The organism is Natranaerobius trueperi (assembly GCF_002216005.1).
Taxonomy (GTDB): Bacteria; Bacillota; Natranaerobiia; order Natranaerobiales; family Natranaerobiaceae; genus Natranaerobius_A; species Natranaerobius_A trueperi.
The window spans coordinates 16,243-34,330 of record NZ_NIQC01000001.1 but is presented as its reverse complement, the minus strand read 5'-3'; the positions used below and the strand labels follow the sequence as shown (position 1 = coordinate 34,330).

Annotated in this window: 16 protein-coding genes and 1 riboswitch; of the genes, 15 read left to right on the top strand and 1 reads right to left on the bottom strand. The window is 33.6% G+C overall.

All coding sequences use genetic code 11. The annotated features are described in order from the left end of the window. The 11 genes from fliW (at position 1) to hpf (ending at position 9,429) form a co-directional block, all read left to right on the top strand. A complete protein-coding gene (gene fliW, locus CDO51_RS00135) occupies positions 1-444 on the top strand; it encodes a flagellar assembly protein FliW (RefSeq protein ID WP_089022275.1) in 444 nt (147 codons plus the stop codon). Next, complete coding sequence (gene csrA, locus CDO51_RS00130) at positions 444-680, top strand: carbon storage regulator CsrA (RefSeq protein ID WP_089022274.1); 237 nt, start codon at positions 444-446, stop codon at positions 678-680. Before fliW ends, csrA begins: the two co-directional genes overlap by 1 nt. 244 nt (positions 681-924) lie before the next feature. Then, on the top strand, positions 925-2,475 hold the full coding sequence (locus CDO51_RS14860) for a flagellin N-terminal helical domain-containing protein (RefSeq protein WP_089022273.1): 1,551 nt from the start codon (positions 925-927) through the stop codon (positions 2,473-2,475). Between the two features lie 63 nt (positions 2,476-2,538). Beyond that, complete coding sequence (locus CDO51_RS00120) at positions 2,539-2,898, top strand: flagellar protein FlaG (RefSeq protein ID WP_205842028.1); 360 nt, start codon at positions 2,539-2,541, stop codon at positions 2,896-2,898. An 18-nt stretch (positions 2,899-2,916) separates the two neighbouring features. After that, a complete protein-coding gene (gene fliD, locus CDO51_RS00115; protein WP_089022272.1) occupies positions 2,917-4,461 on the top strand; it encodes a flagellar filament capping protein FliD in 1,545 nt (514 codons plus the stop codon). 16 nt (positions 4,462-4,477) lie between these two features. Then, positions 4,478-4,900, top strand: a complete 423-nt coding sequence (gene fliS / locus CDO51_RS00110; protein WP_089022271.1) for a flagellar export chaperone FliS — start codon at positions 4,478-4,480, stop codon at positions 4,898-4,900. Next, complete coding sequence (locus tag CDO51_RS00105; RefSeq protein WP_089022270.1) at positions 4,887-5,330, top strand: hypothetical protein; 444 nt, start codon at positions 4,887-4,889, stop codon at positions 5,328-5,330. The genes fliS and CDO51_RS00105 overlap by 14 nt, the downstream gene beginning before the upstream one ends. Before the next feature lie 161 nt (positions 5,331-5,491). Next, entirely contained in the window at positions 5,492-6,859 is a 1,368-nt protein-coding gene (fliD, locus tag CDO51_RS00100) for a flagellar filament capping protein FliD (protein ID WP_158212238.1), read from the top strand. 147 nt (positions 6,860-7,006) lie between these two features. Then, entirely contained in the window at positions 7,007-8,413 is a 1,407-nt protein-coding gene (locus tag CDO51_RS00095; RefSeq protein WP_158212237.1) for an HD domain-containing phosphohydrolase, read from the top strand. Positions 8,414-8,498: 85 nt separating this feature from the next. Further along, positions 8,499-8,696, top strand: coding sequence for a cold shock domain-containing protein (locus CDO51_RS00090; RefSeq protein ID WP_089022267.1), 198 nt, complete (start codon positions 8,499-8,501; stop codon positions 8,694-8,696). 199 nt (positions 8,697-8,895) lie between these two features. Further along, a complete protein-coding gene (gene hpf / locus CDO51_RS00085; protein ID WP_089022266.1) occupies positions 8,896-9,429 on the top strand; it encodes a ribosome hibernation-promoting factor, HPF/YfiA family in 534 nt (177 codons plus the stop codon). A gap of 35 nt (positions 9,430-9,464) precedes the next feature. On the opposite strand, the gene CDO51_RS00080 is transcribed toward hpf, so the two are convergent. Next, on the bottom strand, positions 9,465-10,418 hold the full coding sequence (locus CDO51_RS00080) for a P1 family peptidase (protein ID WP_089022265.1): 954 nt from the start codon (positions 10,416-10,418) through the stop codon (positions 9,465-9,467). Positions 10,419-10,502: 84 nt separating this feature from the next. Here CDO51_RS00080 and CDO51_RS00075 point away from each other — a divergent pair, with 84 nt between their 5' ends. The 4 genes from CDO51_RS00075 to CDO51_RS00060 all read left to right on the top strand — a co-directional run bounded on the left by CDO51_RS00075 (position 10,503) and on the right by CDO51_RS00060 (position 17,950). Further along, complete coding sequence (locus CDO51_RS00075) at positions 10,503-11,612, top strand: hypothetical protein (RefSeq protein ID WP_089022264.1); 1,110 nt, start codon at positions 10,503-10,505, stop codon at positions 11,610-11,612. Positions 11,613-11,656: 44 nt separating this feature from the next. Continuing rightward, complete coding sequence (locus CDO51_RS00070; protein WP_089022263.1) at positions 11,657-14,167, top strand: heavy metal translocating P-type ATPase; 2,511 nt, start codon at positions 11,657-11,659, stop codon at positions 14,165-14,167. Positions 14,168-14,280: 113 nt separating this feature from the next. Beyond that, positions 14,281-15,126 (top strand): epoxyqueuosine reductase, encoded by an 846-nt coding sequence (locus tag CDO51_RS00065; RefSeq protein ID WP_205842027.1) that lies wholly within the window; start codon positions 14,281-14,283, stop codon positions 15,124-15,126. A gap of 544 nt (positions 15,127-15,670) precedes the next feature. Then, a riboswitch (cyclic di-GMP riboswitch) is annotated at positions 15,671-15,753 on the top strand. 202 nt (positions 15,754-15,955) lie between these two features. Next, positions 15,956-17,950: a methyl-accepting chemotaxis protein gene (locus tag CDO51_RS00060; protein ID WP_089022262.1), complete on the top strand. Its 1,995-nt coding sequence runs from the start codon at positions 15,956-15,958 to the stop codon at positions 17,948-17,950. The last annotated feature ends 138 nt before the right edge of the window (positions 17,951-18,088 follow it).

The following is an 18,088-nucleotide window of genomic DNA, read 5'->3' as shown; positions in this document are numbered from 1 at the left end:
ATGAAAATTAACAGTCCCTTAGGGGAGATTGAAATAGATGATCAGAAAGTAATTACTTTTCCAAACGGTTTAATTGGTTTTTCAGACCATAAGCGTTATCTTCTTTTAGAAGGAGAAGAGGGTACTCCTTTTTGGTACCTTCAATCAGTTGAAAATGAAGCACTATTCTTTGTGTTAATTGATCCAAATCAGTTTTTTAATGATTATCAAATAGATATACATAAAAATGAACTAGCTTCTATAGATCTAGAAGATAGTTCTAGTGCAGTAGTGTTAACTTTAGTTACAGTACCAGATGATATTAATAAAGCTACTGCTAACTTAAAAGGACCTCTTATCATAAACCCAGATAGAAGGTTAGGTAAACAGATAGTTTTACATCCTTCACCTTATGGTACTAAACACCCTCTCTTTAGTGAAACCAAAACGCGAGGTGCAGTCTAATGCTAGTACTAACTAGAAAAGCTAATGAATCCATCATGTTAGGTGATGACATAGAGCTTACTGTAGTAGCTATAGAGGGTGACCGGGTTAAGGTAGGTATTAAAGCACCTAAGGATGTAGAGATCTATAGGTCTGAGGTTTATCAAAAGATACAAAAAGAGAACTTAGAAGCATCTAAGGTGTCAGGTAATATGTTAGGTAAGCTTACTGAAGCTTTTAAAAATAACAAAGAATAATTTTGAAATCAGGTTCTATAAAAGAGTAAATAAGAGTATTTAGTATTTATTACAACATAATTGCTTGTAACAACATCTCAAGCACTTCATATATTATCGATATTATCCGATTATTATAGTAGAAGCTAAAATTTGAGATTATCCCTTTAAGGGGTTAATCATATAATTTCTCGAGGTGGCCACCGAGAGAAGGACTATTCGGGCAGGGAAGCCCAAAACTAAAATTTCAAGGAGGATGATTTTAATGAGAATTAACACAAACGTTGAAGCGTTGAACGCTCACCGTAACTTATCACAAACTAACAACAACATGCAAAAGAACTTAGAAAGACTTTCAAGTGGACAAAGAATCAACAGAGCTGCTGATGATGCTGCAGGTCTATCCATTTCAGAGAAAATGCGTGGACAGGTTAGCGGACTTAATCAAGCAGTAAGTAATGCTCAGGACAGTATCAGCATGATCCAAACTGCAGAAGGTGCACTAGAAGAGTCTCACAACATCTTACAAAGAATGAGAGAACTAGCTGTTCAGTCAGCTAACGACACTAACATTGATGATGATCGTGGTGCGATTCAGGATGAAATGGATCAGTTAGCTGAAGAACTTGGAAGAATTTCAGAAACTACTGAATTTAACACCCAAGAACTAGTAGATGGAAGCTTTGAAGGTACTTTCCACATAGGTGCTAACGAAGGTCAAAATATTGACCTAGAAATTGGTGATATGAGTGCAGATGCACTAGGAGTAGCTGGAGATGGTGGTGCAAGTTTCACTACTAGCATTGAAGAAGATATAAGGGATATTGATGAAGAGGCACTTGGCTTGGAAGAAGGCGAACAAGAACTTAATGTAGTTGAAATTGATAATGTTACTACTGCTGATGGTGAAGTAACAGCTAATTATGGTTTGGAAAATGAAGATGGTGATATTGTAGCTGTAAGTCAAAATGGTAGTGAATATGAATTTTTAGAGGAAGCTACTGATGTAGATAATATTTCTCAGGCAGAAATAGTAGGAACTAGTGATGACGCTGGTATTGAATTTGACGATCCTGTAACATCAGGCACGGTATCGATGGATGCAGATTCTGACTTTGAAAATGTTGATTTTGAAGGAACAGCAAGAGTTGATATGGAAAATGGTTTAGACTCCGGAGAGTATACAGTAATTGAAGAAGACTTTGGAGATCACTTTGATTTTCCTGATGTAGATGAAGATAGTGCGTTTGATACTATTGAACAAGGCTTAATAAATGAGGATGGAGACTTAGTTGCTGTAAGTTTCAACAATGATGACATAGATGGTACTACTCCATTTTCTGACGCCCCAGAAGGGTTTTTCAATGTAGAAGACATAGATTGGGAGGTTGACTCAGATCTGGACAATGGTACGGCAGGTGATCTAGATGCCGCCATTGAAGATGCAGATCCTATTTTTGATATGAATACTGAATTGGAAGCAGATGAAGTAATAGAAATTCGGGGAGATGGAGGAATCGATGTATCAACTCAAGATTCTGCAGACTCAGCTATTTCAGATATTGACGAAGCACTAGACACAGTTTCTGAACAGCGTTCAGAGCTTGGTGCTTTACAGAACAGATTAGAGCACACTATTAATAACTTAAGTGTAGCTTCAGAGAACTTAGAAGCTGCTGAATCTAGAATTAGAGATGTTGATATGGCAGAAGAAATGATGGACTTCTCAACTCAGCAGGTGCTTGAAGAAGCTGGTACAGCTATGATGGCACAGGCTAACATGCAGCCACAGTCAGTACTTCAGCTATTACAATAAGTTAGAAAATGAGGCCGGCCGACTAAGTCGGTCGGCTTTTTTCCTATTGGGAGGTGAGTTCAGGTGAAAATTGAAGCGGAATCTATTACTAGGGTTCAAGGCCTGGATAACCTTGACCGGAGTAGATCTGGGGGCAAGATGGTTGAAAATAAGATGGCAGAAGATGAATTGGCTCCAGATAAGCGTAGAGAAGAGCTGAACCGGGATGAGGTTGAGAAAGCTTTGGAGGATTTTAAGGAACTAGATAAGTTTGTAGATAAGGGGTTTGATTTTAATATACATGAAAAAACAGAAGAGGTATGGGTAGAAGTAATAGATAGACAAAATGATGAAGTTATAAGAGAAATACCACCAGAGAAGATGCTAGATATTATAGCAGGAATACAAGAGGTTGCAGGATTAATAGTAGATGAAGAATCTTGAGTTTGAGGAGGTGTAAGGTTGCGATTAGGAGGTATAGCTACAGGATTTGACACACAAGGGTTGATACAACAACTCATGGAAGTTGAAAGACAACCTATACAAAGAAAACAAGCAGATATCGGTGAGGTTGAAGGTAAAAAAGATGAGTGGCGAGATGTAAATAAAATGTTATCTGGTCTAAGTGATGATCTATCTAGCTTATCAAATAGGAGTACCTTTCAAGGGATGGAAGCTAGTAGTAGTGATGATATAGTAAGTGTTTCAGCAGATAATAATGCACAAGAAGGAAATTATGATGTAGAAATAGATCAGGTTGCTAAAAGACATCGGTTAGGTTCAACTGAAGCAATTGAAGAGCCTGAAGAAGGAAGAGATGGTAACTTAGTTTTAGAAGTAGGTGAACATAGATATACTGTAGAGGTATCTGAAGAGGATTCACTTAATGATGTTGTAGAGGATATTAATAATGGGTTAATAGAAAAAGTAGAAAAAGAAGATGAAGATGGAAACTTAGAAGAAGTTGATAAAGATGATATACCTGTAAATGCTAGTGTGATTGCCGGAAGCTACTTACAGTTAGAAGCCGAAGAACCGGGTAAAGAGAATGAAATAGAAATTTCAGATGAGAGTAGTGGAGATGTGTTAGATTGGCTTAATCTAGAGGATGAATTCGATGAAAATGGTGAAAATAAAAAGATTTGGCAAGAAGCAGAAGATGCTAAGGTGCATATTAATAATGAACTTGTAACTATAGAAGAGTCTAGTAATCAGATAGAAATAGCTGAAGGTGTAGAGGTTGATATTTCTGATCTTACTAGTGAAGATTTAGAAGATGGTTCAGTTCACACTAATGTTTCTGTATCTAAAGATTTAAATAGTGCAAGAGAAGATGTAGAAAGTTTTGAAGAAAGTTATAATGAGATTATAGGTGGTTTAGAAGAAAAGACAGATGTAACTGTTATAGATGATGAAGCTTCAGATGAAGAGTCTGTTGAGTCTGGTGCTCTACAGGGTGATACTACTATTAATAATATTATGAGAAATATGAGAACTAATGTTACAGAACCTGTAGATGTAAGTGCTAAAGATATTACAATTGATGGTGAAGAGGTTGATTCTTTAGTTCCAGCTCAGTTTGGTATAGAAGTTGGAGCAAGTATGGCAGATGGTGGTTTTACTGGTGCTGATGCATCTGAAATATCAATTGATTATGATAAGTTAGAAGAACAGATGAGAAATAATCCTGAAGCTGTTGAAGAACTTTTTTCTGGTGATGATGGTATAGCTACTAGGCTAGATGAATACCTAGATGGTGTTGTATATGATAGTGAACCTACAGCTGGGCAATCACATAATAGAGATCATTCTGTGATTGAAAATAGGTTGATCTCTAAAATGGGTGAAGTTGATAGAATAGAAGATAGGATTGAAAGTAGAGAAAGACGTATGGACCAAAGAGAAGATAGGCTATGGTCTGAGTTTACTCGAATGGAAGAAGGTATAATGAACCTTCAGGCAGAGTCACAAGGTATGATGCAAGGTATGGGAGATATGATGATGTAGAAAGGGGGCTTTTAGCTTGTACGGACAGAATCCTTACAACAACTACAAAGAAACACAAATTAAGACTGCAAGCTCTGAAAAGCTTCTATTGATGCTTTTCGATGGGGGACTCAAATTTTTAAAGCAAGCAAAGGAACATATAAATAAAAAGGAAATGAAGGATGCTAATTATAAGCTAAAGAGAGCTCAAGCTATTGTAACTGAGCTTATGAACTCTTTAGATACTAAACAAGGTGAAGTAGCTACTAATTTACTTAGGTTATATGATTTTATGTTAAATGAACTTGTTCAAGCTAACATAAAAAAGGATACTGAAAAGATTGATTATGTGATGAAGATGATGAGAGAAATGAGACAAACTTTTGATGAAGCTTCTAAAAAAGCAGGGGCTAGTAAAGGTGTTAAAACACAGGCAGGTGGCATAAGTGGAAAAGCTTAATGAGTGGATACAATATCTAAAGGAACATAGAAAGCAGACTAAAAAGTTTTTAAACTTAACAGAACGTCAAGAAAAGTTGGTAGCAAAAGATAAAGTTGATGAGTTTATGTCTCTTTTTGAAAAGAAACAAGAAATCATGAAAGAGGTTGATAGATTAAAAGAGATTATTATAGGTTATAAAGAAGAGTATCAAGATTATGTAGAAGAACCATATTTAAAAGAAATAAGAACACTTCAAAAGGAAAGTCAAGAAAATATTGAAACTGCTATAGAGAAAAATAAGGCTTTAGAAAGTAAATTAAATAATAAAAAGTCTAATATCGGTGAGGAGCTCAAAAAGACTAAGATGGATAAGCAGACTGTTGATGCATATCTTTCAGGTAAAAATAGAAGTAAAGGTGAAGGATTCTTTTTTGATAAAAAGAATTAGAGCTGGCCTCCCATAATTTTAGGGAGGTTTTTTTATTACAACAAAATAGAGACCGCCAGTTACCTAATGAAAACACTCTATTCATAGCAAATATTATTTCTGGGCGGGCCTCAATATTAAAGTTTGATTAACTATTTCAATTAACTAGGGAGATGATAATTATGAGGCTTGGCGGAATTGTATCTGGGTTTGATACTCAAGGTTTAATAGATGAACTTATGAGTATTGAAAAAAGGCCAATTAAAAGAATTGAGGATGATATTGATAAGATTGAAGATACAAAGGAAGAATGGAGAGAGGTAAATAAGTCAATTCAGTCTTTAATAGAAAATGTATCTTCTTTACAGGATGAAGATACATACTTATCTATGGATGCTAGTGCATCTGAAGATGGTATCGAAGTAAAAGCAGGTAAAAATGCTTTAGAAAGAAGCTATGATCTAGAAGTGATGGAGGTTTCGAGAGCACATAGAATTGCTTCTGGTGAAATAGTAGAGTTTTCTAGTATAGATGATAGAGATGAACTTGAGTTAGGTATCGTAGGAGATCTTGAGATAAAGATTTCGGGTGAGACATTTACTTTTGAAATTAAAGAAGAGGATACTTTACAAGATGTTGTAGATAAGATAAATAATAGTGAAAATAAGGAAGAAGAGGACGTAGCTGTTGAAGCTGAAATTATGGGTGATAGGTTAATACTACAAGCAAAAAATACTGGTTCTAATAATCAAATAGAAATAGGTGGAGATGAAACAGTTTATGGACTAGATGGACTTAATTTAAAAAACGAAGATGGTTTTGTAAATGAACTAGAAGAGGGTAAAAATGCTGAGTTTACTATAAATGGGTTATATTTTGAAAATGAAAGTAACAGTATTGATGATATTATTACTGATGTAACTATAGATATAAGTGAAGCTGAAATTGGTGAAGCTAGAGTTTCAATTAGTATGGATGAAAGTAAAGCTGTTGAAACTTTAGAAGGGTTTGTAGATAAATTTAATGAGGTATATAGTGGTCTTTTGGATAAAAGTAGGGTGACGGTTACTGATGATGAAGTAGATAGTGGATCATTACAAGGAGATAGCCTTATAAGAAATGTTACTAGAAATATTAGAACTATGATAACTGATCCAGTTGATGGATTTATAGTGAGTGAAATAGGTTTAGAGATAGATAGGTATGGAGAGATGAGTTTTGATAAAGATACATTTACTGACAAGTTAACTGAAGATTCTAGTAGGGTATATGAAGGATTAGATGAAATAGCTAGTAGAGTAATAGATTATCTAGAAGGTATCAGCTATGAAGAAGGGGCAAGGGATGGTGTAAAAAGAAAAACATCTATAGGTAATAGAAAACTAAATTTAGATAATCAAATAGATAGAAATGAAGGGAGAATAGAAAGCCTTGAAAGAAGGCTAGAAAGAAGAGAGGACAATCTTTGGAGACAGTATTCTAGAATGGAACAAGCTATGTCACAGGTATTTAGTGAAAGTAATTGGTTATATCATCAGTTTATGAACTAAAGAGCCCTCTGGGCTCTTTTTTTGTTAAAGCATGATAAATTATGTCAAAATATTGTAAAATATTCAGAAAGATGGTACAATTTAGACAAGATTGACATAATCCGATATTTGTTAGGAGTGTCTATTATCGTTAAAGATTATCGGGATTTGGAATATAGCAAGTTTGAAAGATTACAACAAAAATATGTTAAAGAGCTATTTAATATTTTACCAGATGGTGTTGTACTAGTTGATGAAAATAATATTGTTATTGATGCAAATCCCAAGTTTTTAGAGATGTTTAAATATGAAAAAGGTGAATTAATTGGACAACCTTTAGATATGATGATATCTAATGATATAAACTTTGATGAAGCTGATAGTCTAACTAGTATGGTAAAAAATAATCAATTAGTTAAAAGAGATAGTAAGAGATGTACTAAGTTTAAAGAATTATTAGATGTCTTTATTACTGCTATGCCACTAACTCTTGATAATCAAGTTGTTGGTGGTATTGGTATCTATAAGGATATTACAGCTAAAGAGAGAGCTGATTTTTTAGCTAATAGAGATCCGTTAACTGGTATATATAATAGAAGGTATGCTGAAAAAGAAATAAATAGATTAGAAAAAGAAGATAAGTATCCAATAAGTTTTATATTAGGTGATATAAATGACCTTAAGTTAGTTAATGATACTTTAGGTATTGAAGAAGGAAATAGAGTACTTAAAAGAACAGTTGAAATTATGGATGATGTATTAGCTAAAAAAGGAATTATTTCTAGATGGAGTGGAGATGAGTTTTTAATCATCTTAGAAGATATTGATGAATACTATGCACAAAATATTATGAAACAACTTAGAGAAGCTTTTAAAAAAGGTAAGTATAATGATGAGTATCCACTAAACTTAGCTTTTGGTTATGCTACTGTTACAGGTAACAATAGATCTATTAGAGAATCATTAAGTGAAGCTGATACTAGAATGAATAGACAAAAACTACTTGAGAGCCATCAGTTTAAAGGTGCTTCTATGGAATTTCTAAAAAGAATTATGCCAGAAAAAGGTGCAGAAACCTTAGAACATACTGATCGGATGAAAGAGATTTGTAGATTATTTGGACAAGCTCTAGATCTCTCTGAAAGTGTTATGGATGAGCTATTATTACTCGCATCTTTACATGATATTGGTAAGATATCAGTATCAGAAAAGATACTCATAAAAAAAGGGTCATTAACTGAAGAAGAATGGGAAGAGATTAAAAAACACCCTGAAGCTGGGTATAGAATGGTTAAATCATCACAAGAGTTAAGTACTATATCAGAGGGTGTTTTATATCATCATGAAAGATATGATGGTAAGGGTTATCCTAGTGGAATAAAAGGAAAAGAGATACCTTTACTTGCAAGGGTAATAGCGATTGTAGATGCTTTTGAAGTGATGACTAGGGGTCGCCCCTATAAAGGGCCTGTTAGTAAAGAAGAAGCATTAGATGAACTTATGCGTTGTGCTGGGACTCAATTTGATCCAGAGTTAGTAAAGTTGTTTATAAATGAGATAAATCAACATAATTGACATGCCTTTCAGTTAATGGTATAATTTAGATTAAAATATGGGTATACTCATATATAAGAACAAATTTTTAGGAGGTTTTTGGTTAATGCAAGGTACAGTTAAGTGGTTTAATGCAGACAGAGGTTATGGATTTATTGAGAGAAGTGAAGGTGACGATGTATTCGTACACTACAGTGCTATCCAAGAAGAAGGATTTAAAACTCTAGAGGATGGCCAAAATGTTGAATTTGAAATCGTGGAAGGCCCAAGAGGTCCACAAGCGGCTAATGTAGTGAAGTTATAAAACCTACAGGTTTTATATATAGCATGGCCGAACGTATATGCTCCCGAGTTACTCGGGAGTTTTTTTTATGTATTTTGTTTAATAGGTAGGGAAAATTAAGTAAATAAAATGTGAAAATAGTCTTTTTTGCTTGTTAGAAGGATTTTTAACTTTTGTATGGAATATATATATAATAAGACCTGGAAGGAGAGTGATAATTATGAGACTTACGATCAGTGGAAAGAATATTGATGTAACAAATGCATTAAAGGAGCATATTCAAAAGAAATTTACTAAGCTTGATAGGCATTTTGATGATTCAGTAGAAGCCCAGGTCACCTTGAGTGTAATTAAAGACTCGCATAATGTTGAAGCAACAGTATTTTTAAATGGTGGTATTTTACTTCGAGGTGAAGAAAGTACCGGTGACATGTATGCATCAATTGACGAAGTAGTTGAAAAGGTTGAGCGCCAAGTTAAAAAACATAAAACTAGAATAAATCGTAAATTACGCCAAACTGGTGGGGATCATTTATTAAAAGAGACAGAAAGTTCTGTCGAAGAATCAGATGATCCGAAAATTGTAAAAACTAAAAGGTTTGCTATTAAACCAATGTCTCCTGAAGAAGCAGTACTTCAAATGGAACTTATCGGTCACGATTTCTTTGTATTTAGAAATGCTGAGACTGAAGAAGTTAATGTGGTATACAAAAGAAAAGATGGTGATTATGGTCAAATAGAACCAGAAGTGTAAAAAAAGGGGGGCTTAAACCCCCTTTTTTTTGAGGATTACCAGATATCCTTATATGATGGATAATTACAGATAGATTCAGCTGTTTTTACTCCTTGTAAGATAGCATTTTCAACTGATTTAGATGCCATATGACCAATTAAGTTGATATCAGCTTCTACCTCATTTGTAGCAAGGGTAAATAAAGAATCACCATCTACCATGGTATGTGAAGGCCTAATAGTTCTAGAGATACCACTATGGGCCATTTCTGATATTTTTTTAGCATTTGCTTTTGAGATATCTGCATTTGTGATAATTGTACCAATAGTGGTGTTTGTAGAAAAAGGATCACTATATATTGAACTAAAAGCTTTTTCTAGTGATTGTAGTTTTTGACTTTTTCTATCATAAGCACCAGCTATGGTAGTACCTGTATTTGGGTCAAAAACTTCACCAAAGGGGTTAACTGCTACTATACTTCCTACTATTAGATCACCAAGTTTAAAAGAAGAACTGCCTATACCACTTTTCATGGTATAGCTATCACCCATAAATTTACCAAGGGTAGCACCCATACCACAACCAAAGTTACCCTCTTTTATAGGTGTATTACTAGCTTTTTTAGTAGCTTGATAACCCATATTAGCATCAGGTCTTATTTTGGGGTTACCTATGTTTAGGTCAAATAATATGGCACCAGTTACTATGGGTACTTTACAAACACCGGTATCAAACCCTATATCTATTTCTTCAAGATAGTTCATAATACCAGTTGCTACATCTAGACCATAAGCACTACCACCTGCTAAAAATACACCATGAACTTTATCAACTAAATTTTCAGGGCGAAGTAGATCGGTTTCTCTTGTACCAGGTGCACCACCTCGAATGTCAGCACTTGCTGTCATGCCATTTTCTGAATAGATGACAGTAACACCAGTAACAGCTTCTCTGTCTTCTATTTGTCCAATCTTGATATTTTCTATATCGGTGATATGACATTTTTTCATATTATCCCTCCAATAGTGTGTAATACTATTATTATTCTATTATTACAAAATAAAATCCTAGTATAAAAAAGTGGAGGTGTAGTTGTGAGCGTTTCAGCAGTAATTTTCCAAGGATCCTTAACAGATCAAGGTATTATGAAAGAAGTAAACACTGAGCTGTTTTGGAGTTATTTAAATAAGCTTGTTAAAATAAATGAGATAGATAAAATATTTTTAGTAACTAATGATGAAATGTTAGTTCATTCATTAAATAACGGTTGTTATAAAGAAAAACCCATTGAGTTAATTAATACTAAAGATAAAGACTTTCATTTAGGTAAGATACTATTAGAACTTATAGATAGTTATAATCTAACTCATCTTTTAGTTTCAGGTGGGACATGTTTACCATTAATAGATGTAGCTGAGTTACGGGGTTATGTAAAAAAACTATTAGAAGAGGATGAAATATTAATAACTAATAATCCCCAGTCAGGAGATATAGTATTATTTAATCCAGCTGATAAGATTAAAGAGATTAGACTACCTGACTCTGATAATCAATTATCAAATAATTTGCGGTATGAAGCAGGTTTAAAACAACATTTGATGGAAAAATCCACAGGTGTTTTATTTGATATAGATACACCAACAGATGTGGTGTTATATCATCAAATAACGGGTAAACTAGATAAAGTGATGGATGAATATAATTATCTTTTTGATAGACTAAACTCGAGAATAAAGAGTGTAAGTGAGGTTTTAAAACAAGATTATAAAGAACTTATAATTACAGGTAGAGTATCTGGTAATATAATTTCTTATATTAATGAATACTTAAGAGTAAGAATAAGAGCTTATTCTGAAGAGCGTGGGATGAAAGCTCTTGGAAGAATTAGTGAACGAAAAGTTAGTTCGTTATTTGGTTATATGTTAGAAGATTTAGGTAGTGATGGGTTATTTACTTATTTTGAGAATATTGGTGATGTCGGGATTATAGATTCACGGGTAATTTTTTATCATATGAATAGAGGCATTGACTCTGAAATGGATAGATTCTATTCAGATCTATTCTTACCAGAAAAAATCAAAGACCCAGTTATTAGAGAATTTACAGAAAGAGCAAAAGAGTCAAGCATGCCACTACTACTTGGTGGACATTCTTTAGTATCTGGTGGTATTTATTCTTTAATTGATTTAGCTAATAATGAGTAGGGAATAATAACTATACTAAAATGTGTTTATATAGGAGGTTATTTATGACACAAGATTCGATAGAAACAGCTATTAAGATTGAGGGGATGAGCTGTGCTTCCTGTGTCAAAAGGGTTGAAGATAATTTAAGAAAAATGGATGGGATAAAAGAAGTTAATGTAAATTTTGCAACAGAAAAAGCAACTATTAAATATGACCCTGATGTAGTTTCTAAAAAAGATCTATTAAAAGCTATCGAAAAAGTAGGATATAAAGGTGAGTTAGAATCAAAAGATGATGATAAAGAGGATAAAGAAGAGGTTACTTTATCTATTGGTGGTATGACTTGTGCAGCTTGTCAAAAAAGAGTTAGAGATGGGCTAAATAGATTACCAGGGGTAGTAGAAGCCAATGTTAATTTAACTACTGAAAAGGCTTATGTTATTTATGATCCTAAAATAACAAATGTGAAAGCTATTAATGATTCTATTTTAGAACTTGGGTATGAAGTAGAAGAACTAGCTAAGGAAAGTATGATATCTGAAGAAAGCCAAGCTGAAAAAAAAGCAAAAGAAGCTTCATTTCGTATGTGGTTTGGAGTAGCTTTTACTGGACCATTAATGGTTTTAATGATGATTCATATGTTTTTGTTTGAGATTCCTTATTATTTTGCGATTAGTGCTATTTTAGGGTTTCCTGTAATATTTATAGCTGGCAGAGAGACTCATAAAGCAACTCTTAATAACTTAAGAAACTTAACTGCTAATATGGATACATTAGTTACAATGGGTTCACTTATTCCATATTTACTTAGTTTTCTTGGTTTTTGGTTTCCGATTACTACTTTTATCGAAATGGCAGCTACTATCCTAACACTACATTTAGTAGGACGTTTTTTAGAGGCAAAAGCAAAGGGTAGAGCTTCTGAAGCTATTAAAAGGTTACTTGAAATGGGAGCTAAAGAAGCAAGGGTAATTAGAAATGGTGAGGAAGTAGATATCCCAATAGATGATGTAAAACTAGGTGATGTAATGGTAGTAAAACCTGGAGAGAAAATACCTACTGATGGAATAGTAGTAGAAGGTCATAGTTTTATAGATGAATCTATGGCTACAGGTGAGTCACTTCCTGTTGAAAGAACAGCTGGTGATGAAGTTATCGGAGCAACTGTAAATAAACAAGGAACACTTCAAGTTGAAGCTACTAAGGTAGGTAAAGATACCTTCTTATCTCAAGTAATTAAGATGGTTGAAGAAGCACAAGGTACGAAAGTACCTATTCAAGAATTTGCTGATCGTGTTACGGGTTATTTCGTACCAGCAGTTATTATAATTGCTTTAGCTGCTTTTTCTAGTTGGCTTGTTTTTCCAGACTTTTTTGTAGGTATCATTACACAAGCATCTGAATTTTTACCATGGGTAAATCCTGATGCACCACAATTTACACTAGCATTTTTAGCTGCAACAGCTGTGTTAGTTATTTCATGTCCTTGTGCGCTAGGACTTGCTACACCGACAGCTTTAATGGTAGGTAGTGGTTTAGGTGCAGAACATGGTGTGTTAATTAGAAATGGTGAATCTATTCAAATGATGAAAGATATCGATATGATAGCTTTTGACAAGACTGGAACTATCACTAAAGGTGAACCAGAGGTTACTGATATAATTCCTGTAGATGGTTATAGTGAACAAGATATAATTTATTTTGGTGGTAGTCTAGAGGCTTCTAGTGAACATCCTTTAGGTGAAGCTATTACTATTAAAGCAAAAGAAGAAGCTAAAGAAAAAGGATTTCAATTAGCTAAAGCTGAAAAGTTTTCGTCTGTAACTGGTAAAGGTGTACAAGGACTTGTTGATGATAAAGAGGTTTTAGTAGGAAGTAGAAAGCTAATGACAGATGAAGGTATAGATGTGTCTATGTTAGAAGATGAAATGACTCAGCTAGAAAAAGAAGCTAAAACAGCTATGTTAGTGTCGGTATCTGGTGAATTACTAGGTATCATAGCTGTTTCTGATACATTAAAGGAAGATTCTAAAAAAGCTATAGAGGAAATAGAAAAGATGGGTCATACTACTTGTATGATTACAGGTGATAATGATCGAACAGCTGATGCTATAGCAAAAGAAGTTGGTATTAGTAGAACTGTATCTAATGTACTACCTGATGAAAAGGTAGAAGAAATTAAAAGGTTACAAAAAGAACATGGACTTGTGGCTATGGTAGGTGATGGTATTAACGACGCACCAGCTTTAAAACAAGCTGATGTAGGAATAGCTATCGGAACTGGTACAGATGTAGCTATAGAAGCTGCTGATATTACTTTGATACGAGGGGATTTAAGTGCTGTAGTATCTGGTATAAAATTATCTAGATCTACTTTTAGAAAGATTAAAGAAAACTATTTTTGGGCATGGTTTTATAACGCAGTTGCTATTCCACTAGCTTTTTTCGGACTACTTCACCCAATTATTGGTGCCGCAGCTATGGCCTTTAGTTCTATAAATGTGATACTTAATTCTATAAGGTTGAAGAAAATGGATATCTCTCCTCCAAGACCTGCTATAGAGGAAGAATAGCCAAAAGTTATATTTAAGATCATTTGAAAACCAATCAAAATAGGGTATACTAAAATAGTGGTAGCTTTGTGAACTGTTATTCATTCTGATATTAGACTCTGGAGGTGTTTTAATTGCAAAATAAGAAAAAAATGAACGAACAAGACATCATTATTAGTCATATAAAAGAATATGTAGCTAATTACAGTAAATATGATGTTAAAAACTATCCGTATATAAATGATAATTCTAATGGTTCTAACTCACCCTGGGGTGAGCCAGAAGTAGCTTTTGCAAGTGCAAAAGATGAGAAATTTCAAGATCTCAAAAAAATTGTAGGTCCTCATCATCTTCTGCCTAAAGACTTTTTAGAAGATGCTAAAACTGTTATAACTTATTTTATACCTTTTGATAAACAAATTGTGAAGAGTAATGTCAGAACACCCGAAGCTATAGAACCTTCTAATTTATGGTATCAGTTAACTAATGATACTAATAATTTAATTAATGATCTAAATGACAGCTTAATTAAAAAGATTCAAGAGCTTGGTGGCGAGGGAACTTCTTTTCCTCCATCTAGTCCGAAATTTGAAAAAGAAAACTTAACTAGTGATTGGTCAATTCGCCATGTAGCTCATATAGCTGGTCTTGGGACTTTTGGTTTAAACAATATGTTGATAACTGATAAAGGTTGTTGTGGAAGATTTGGTAGTATTGTTACAAATTTAGCTATAGAACCTAGCAATAAGGAAAACAAGCAAGTTGAAAACTGTTTATATAAATACAATGGAACATGTAAGAAATGTGTTATAAAATGTCCTAATGATTCTTTTTATTATAAAGATGACTCTTATTTTTGTGATGCAGAAAAGTGTTATAATCAGATTTTAGAAAAGAACAAAAAAGATGCCTGTGGTAAGTGTATGAGTGGAGTACCATGTTCTTTTATAAATCCGGTTAGTAACTTAAGAAAAGATTAGCAATATTTAATAGAGTAGAATGGATAGTTAGACTATTTAGAAGATGATCTCTGTAATAAACAGAGGTCATTTTTTTTGAAGAATGAAACTTAATGAAACGTGAGTTTCTCATTAAACAAAAAAAGAGCCCTTCCGGAACCCACACTAACCTTACCCTGGACCATGACAGCTCCCTTTTTACAGAGCTATATGAAATCTCCCGACCCCACATAACCCCATAAGGAACCTGCCATGAAGGTGGCTTGACCTTTGTAGATCGCAGGTGACCCTTAAAGCTAGTAATTGACCTACAGAAATTTTCCCTCTAGCCAATGATGAGCCATTAAGTGACCCAACATCTAAGTTCTCTAACTTTATTTTGACGGCACAAGTGAAGAATAGTATTTAATGATACTCCATGATTTGATAGCAAAATATAGATAGAATATTACAACAAAATAGTAAAAAACTTTCTATAAATTGACAAATTGTGACTCTAGCACTAGAGGAATTTATGTATATAACCAGAAATTATATGTGCTTAGTTTTTTTTCATTTGATAAATTCTTAAAAAGTGCAAACCTATCGTGCGATAGGAACGCAAAGTCATGAGTCTTTATATGTTATAAAGATAGTCGGGTTAAATATGGCAAATACTATAACAAAATCTATTTTTTAAATTAGAGATAACGACACGTGTTCAAGCTATTATTTTGTTTTAGAAAACAAAACTTAATATGTGTGAATTAATTCACACATATATAAATCATTTGGAGGGGATATTTATAAATATAACTTAAAGAGTACCTTATATGAATTGAAAAACAAACATTAGATAAGGAGGTCAAACATGACTATAACAATCGGTAAGAAGATAGGCTTAGCAATTTCTGTACTTTTATTGGTATCTTGCATTGCTTTAGGGGGTTTTAGTCTTTATATTAGTACTAATACAGTGGTAAGCGATGCTGAAGAATCACTTCAATATATTGCTCAAGGAAGTGCTGAAAGAGTTGAAGCAACAATTGAAAGTAGGTTAGAAGTTTTAGAAGAAATAACTCGACGTGAAGATGTTGAATCAATGGACTGGGAATTACAACAAGAAGCACTACAAGATGATGTAAAGAGAATGAATTTTTTAGATATTGGAATATTAGATACTGATGGTACGATAAGATTTGCGGAAAGTGGAGCAGAAGAATATATAGGAGATAGAGAGTATGCACAGAGGGTACTTAATGGTGAATCGCACATATCAGATGTTATGATAAGTAGGGTATCTAATGAACCTGAACTATTATATTCAGTCCCGATATATGATGGTGAAGAAATAGTTGGTGCTATAGTTGCTAGAAGAGATGGTGATGCTCTAAATGCTATAACTGATGATTTAGGGTATGGTGATGAAGGATATGCATTTGTACTAGGAGAAGATGGGACAATCTTTTCTCATCCAGATAGAGACTTTGTATTAGATCAAATTAGCATCTTTGATGAATCATATGGTGAATTAGATGGTGTAAGTAATGCCTTTCAAGAGTTAGGTATGGGTAGAAGTGGAGTTATAGACTATGAACATGAAGGTATAACTAGATATATAGGTGTTGAACCTATGTATTTAACTGGTTGGACCGTAGGGATTGGTGCAATAGAAGAGGATGTGCTTGGTGGTTTAAATGCCATGCAAACTGGAATAATAATAGCTTCTATTATTATAGTATTAATTGGTTTAGTAGTTGGATTATATATTGGACAAGTTATATCCAAACCAATAACAACAGCAACGAATTTTGCCCAAACAATGGCAACAGGGGATTTAAGCGAGAGTATACCTCAAAAATTACTCAACAAAAAAGATGAAACAGGAAAACTGGCTAAAGCTTTTGATGAAATGGGTGAAAACTTACGAGAAATGATGAAAGAAGTATCTAAAAACGCTGAAGACCTACATTCAGGTAGTGAAGAACTTTCAGCAAATGTAGAAGAAATATCATCTAAAAATCAAAGTATTAGTGCTAATACAGAACAAGTTGCTTCAGGACTTGAAGAATCAACATCTTCTGTTGAAGAAGTTAGTGCTTCTGGTGAGCAGATTCAAGATGCCATAAAAAAGCTTAATGAAAAAGCGAAAGAGGGCAATGAATCTGCAAAGGAAATTCGACAGCGGGCTAATGAAATGAAAACAAACTCTGTTCAATCTAAAGAAGAGGCAGAATCAATTTACAGTGAAAAACAAGAAGAAATTAAACAAGCTATAGAGGAAGGTAAGGTTGTAGAAGAGATTGTTGAGATGACTGAAGACATTTCTGATATAGCAGCACAAACTAATTTACTTGCGTTAAATGCTTCAATTGAAGCTGCTCGAGCAGGTGAGCATGGTCAAGGTTTTTCTGTTGTTGCAAATGAAATAAGAAAACTAGCTGAACAATCTAATCAAACTGTAGATAAAATACAGGATACAATCCAAAAAGTTCAAAATGCTTTCAGTAATATTTCTGAAACATCAAATGGTGTACTTGAGTTTATAGACGAAAGAGTAAAAGATGATTATGAAAAAATAGTTGAAACGGGAGACAAATATTTAAGTGATGCTGAAATGATAAAAAACCTAACAGAAGACTTTGTAGAAAGCAATGCAGAAATTAGTGAATCCATAGATCAAATTAATAAAGCTCTAGAACAACTAGCATCACAATCACAACAAGGTTCAGCGGGTGTTTCTGATATTTCAAATAATATTACTGAAGTGACTAACTCAGTCCAAGAAGTAGCAGAAGTAGCTCAAAATCAAGCGGAAATGGCTGAAAATCTTAATACCCTGATACAAAAGTTTAAAGTGAAATAGCAAAAAAGAAGGGAAGCTAATAAAACTGCTTCTCTTCTTTTTTACTTTTGTTACTCTTTAAATTAGCAATGTTTCGAAATTTGTCGTAAATAGTTGACAGATAACACAAAAAAAGAATAACATGGATTTGTAGGATTG

What these genes read in the sequence shown, in the direction of transcription:
- fliW (WP_089022275.1), top strand. Translation starts at nt 1, where the DNA reads ATGAAAATTAACAGTCCCTTAGGGGAGATTGAAATAGATGATCAGAAA.
- csrA (WP_089022274.1), top strand. Translation starts at nt 444, where the DNA reads ATGCTAGTACTAACTAGAAAAGCTAATGAATCCATCATGTTAGGTGAT.
- CDO51_RS14860 (WP_089022273.1), top strand. Translation starts at nt 925, where the DNA reads ATGAGAATTAACACAAACGTTGAAGCGTTGAACGCTCACCGTAACTTA.
- fliD (WP_158212238.1), top strand. Translation starts at nt 5,492, where the DNA reads ATGAGGCTTGGCGGAATTGTATCTGGGTTTGATACTCAAGGTTTAATA.
- CDO51_RS00090 (WP_089022267.1), top strand. Translation starts at nt 8,499, where the DNA reads ATGCAAGGTACAGTTAAGTGGTTTAATGCAGACAGAGGTTATGGATTT.
- hpf (WP_089022266.1), top strand. Translation starts at nt 8,896, where the DNA reads ATGAGACTTACGATCAGTGGAAAGAATATTGATGTAACAAATGCATTA.
- CDO51_RS00080 (WP_089022265.1), bottom strand. Translation starts at nt 10,418, where the DNA reads ATGAAAAAATGTCATATCACCGATATAGAAAATATCAAGATTGGACAA.
- CDO51_RS00070 (WP_089022263.1), top strand. Translation starts at nt 11,657, where the DNA reads ATGACACAAGATTCGATAGAAACAGCTATTAAGATTGAGGGGATGAGC.
- CDO51_RS00060 (WP_089022262.1), top strand. Translation starts at nt 15,956, where the DNA reads ATGACTATAACAATCGGTAAGAAGATAGGCTTAGCAATTTCTGTACTT.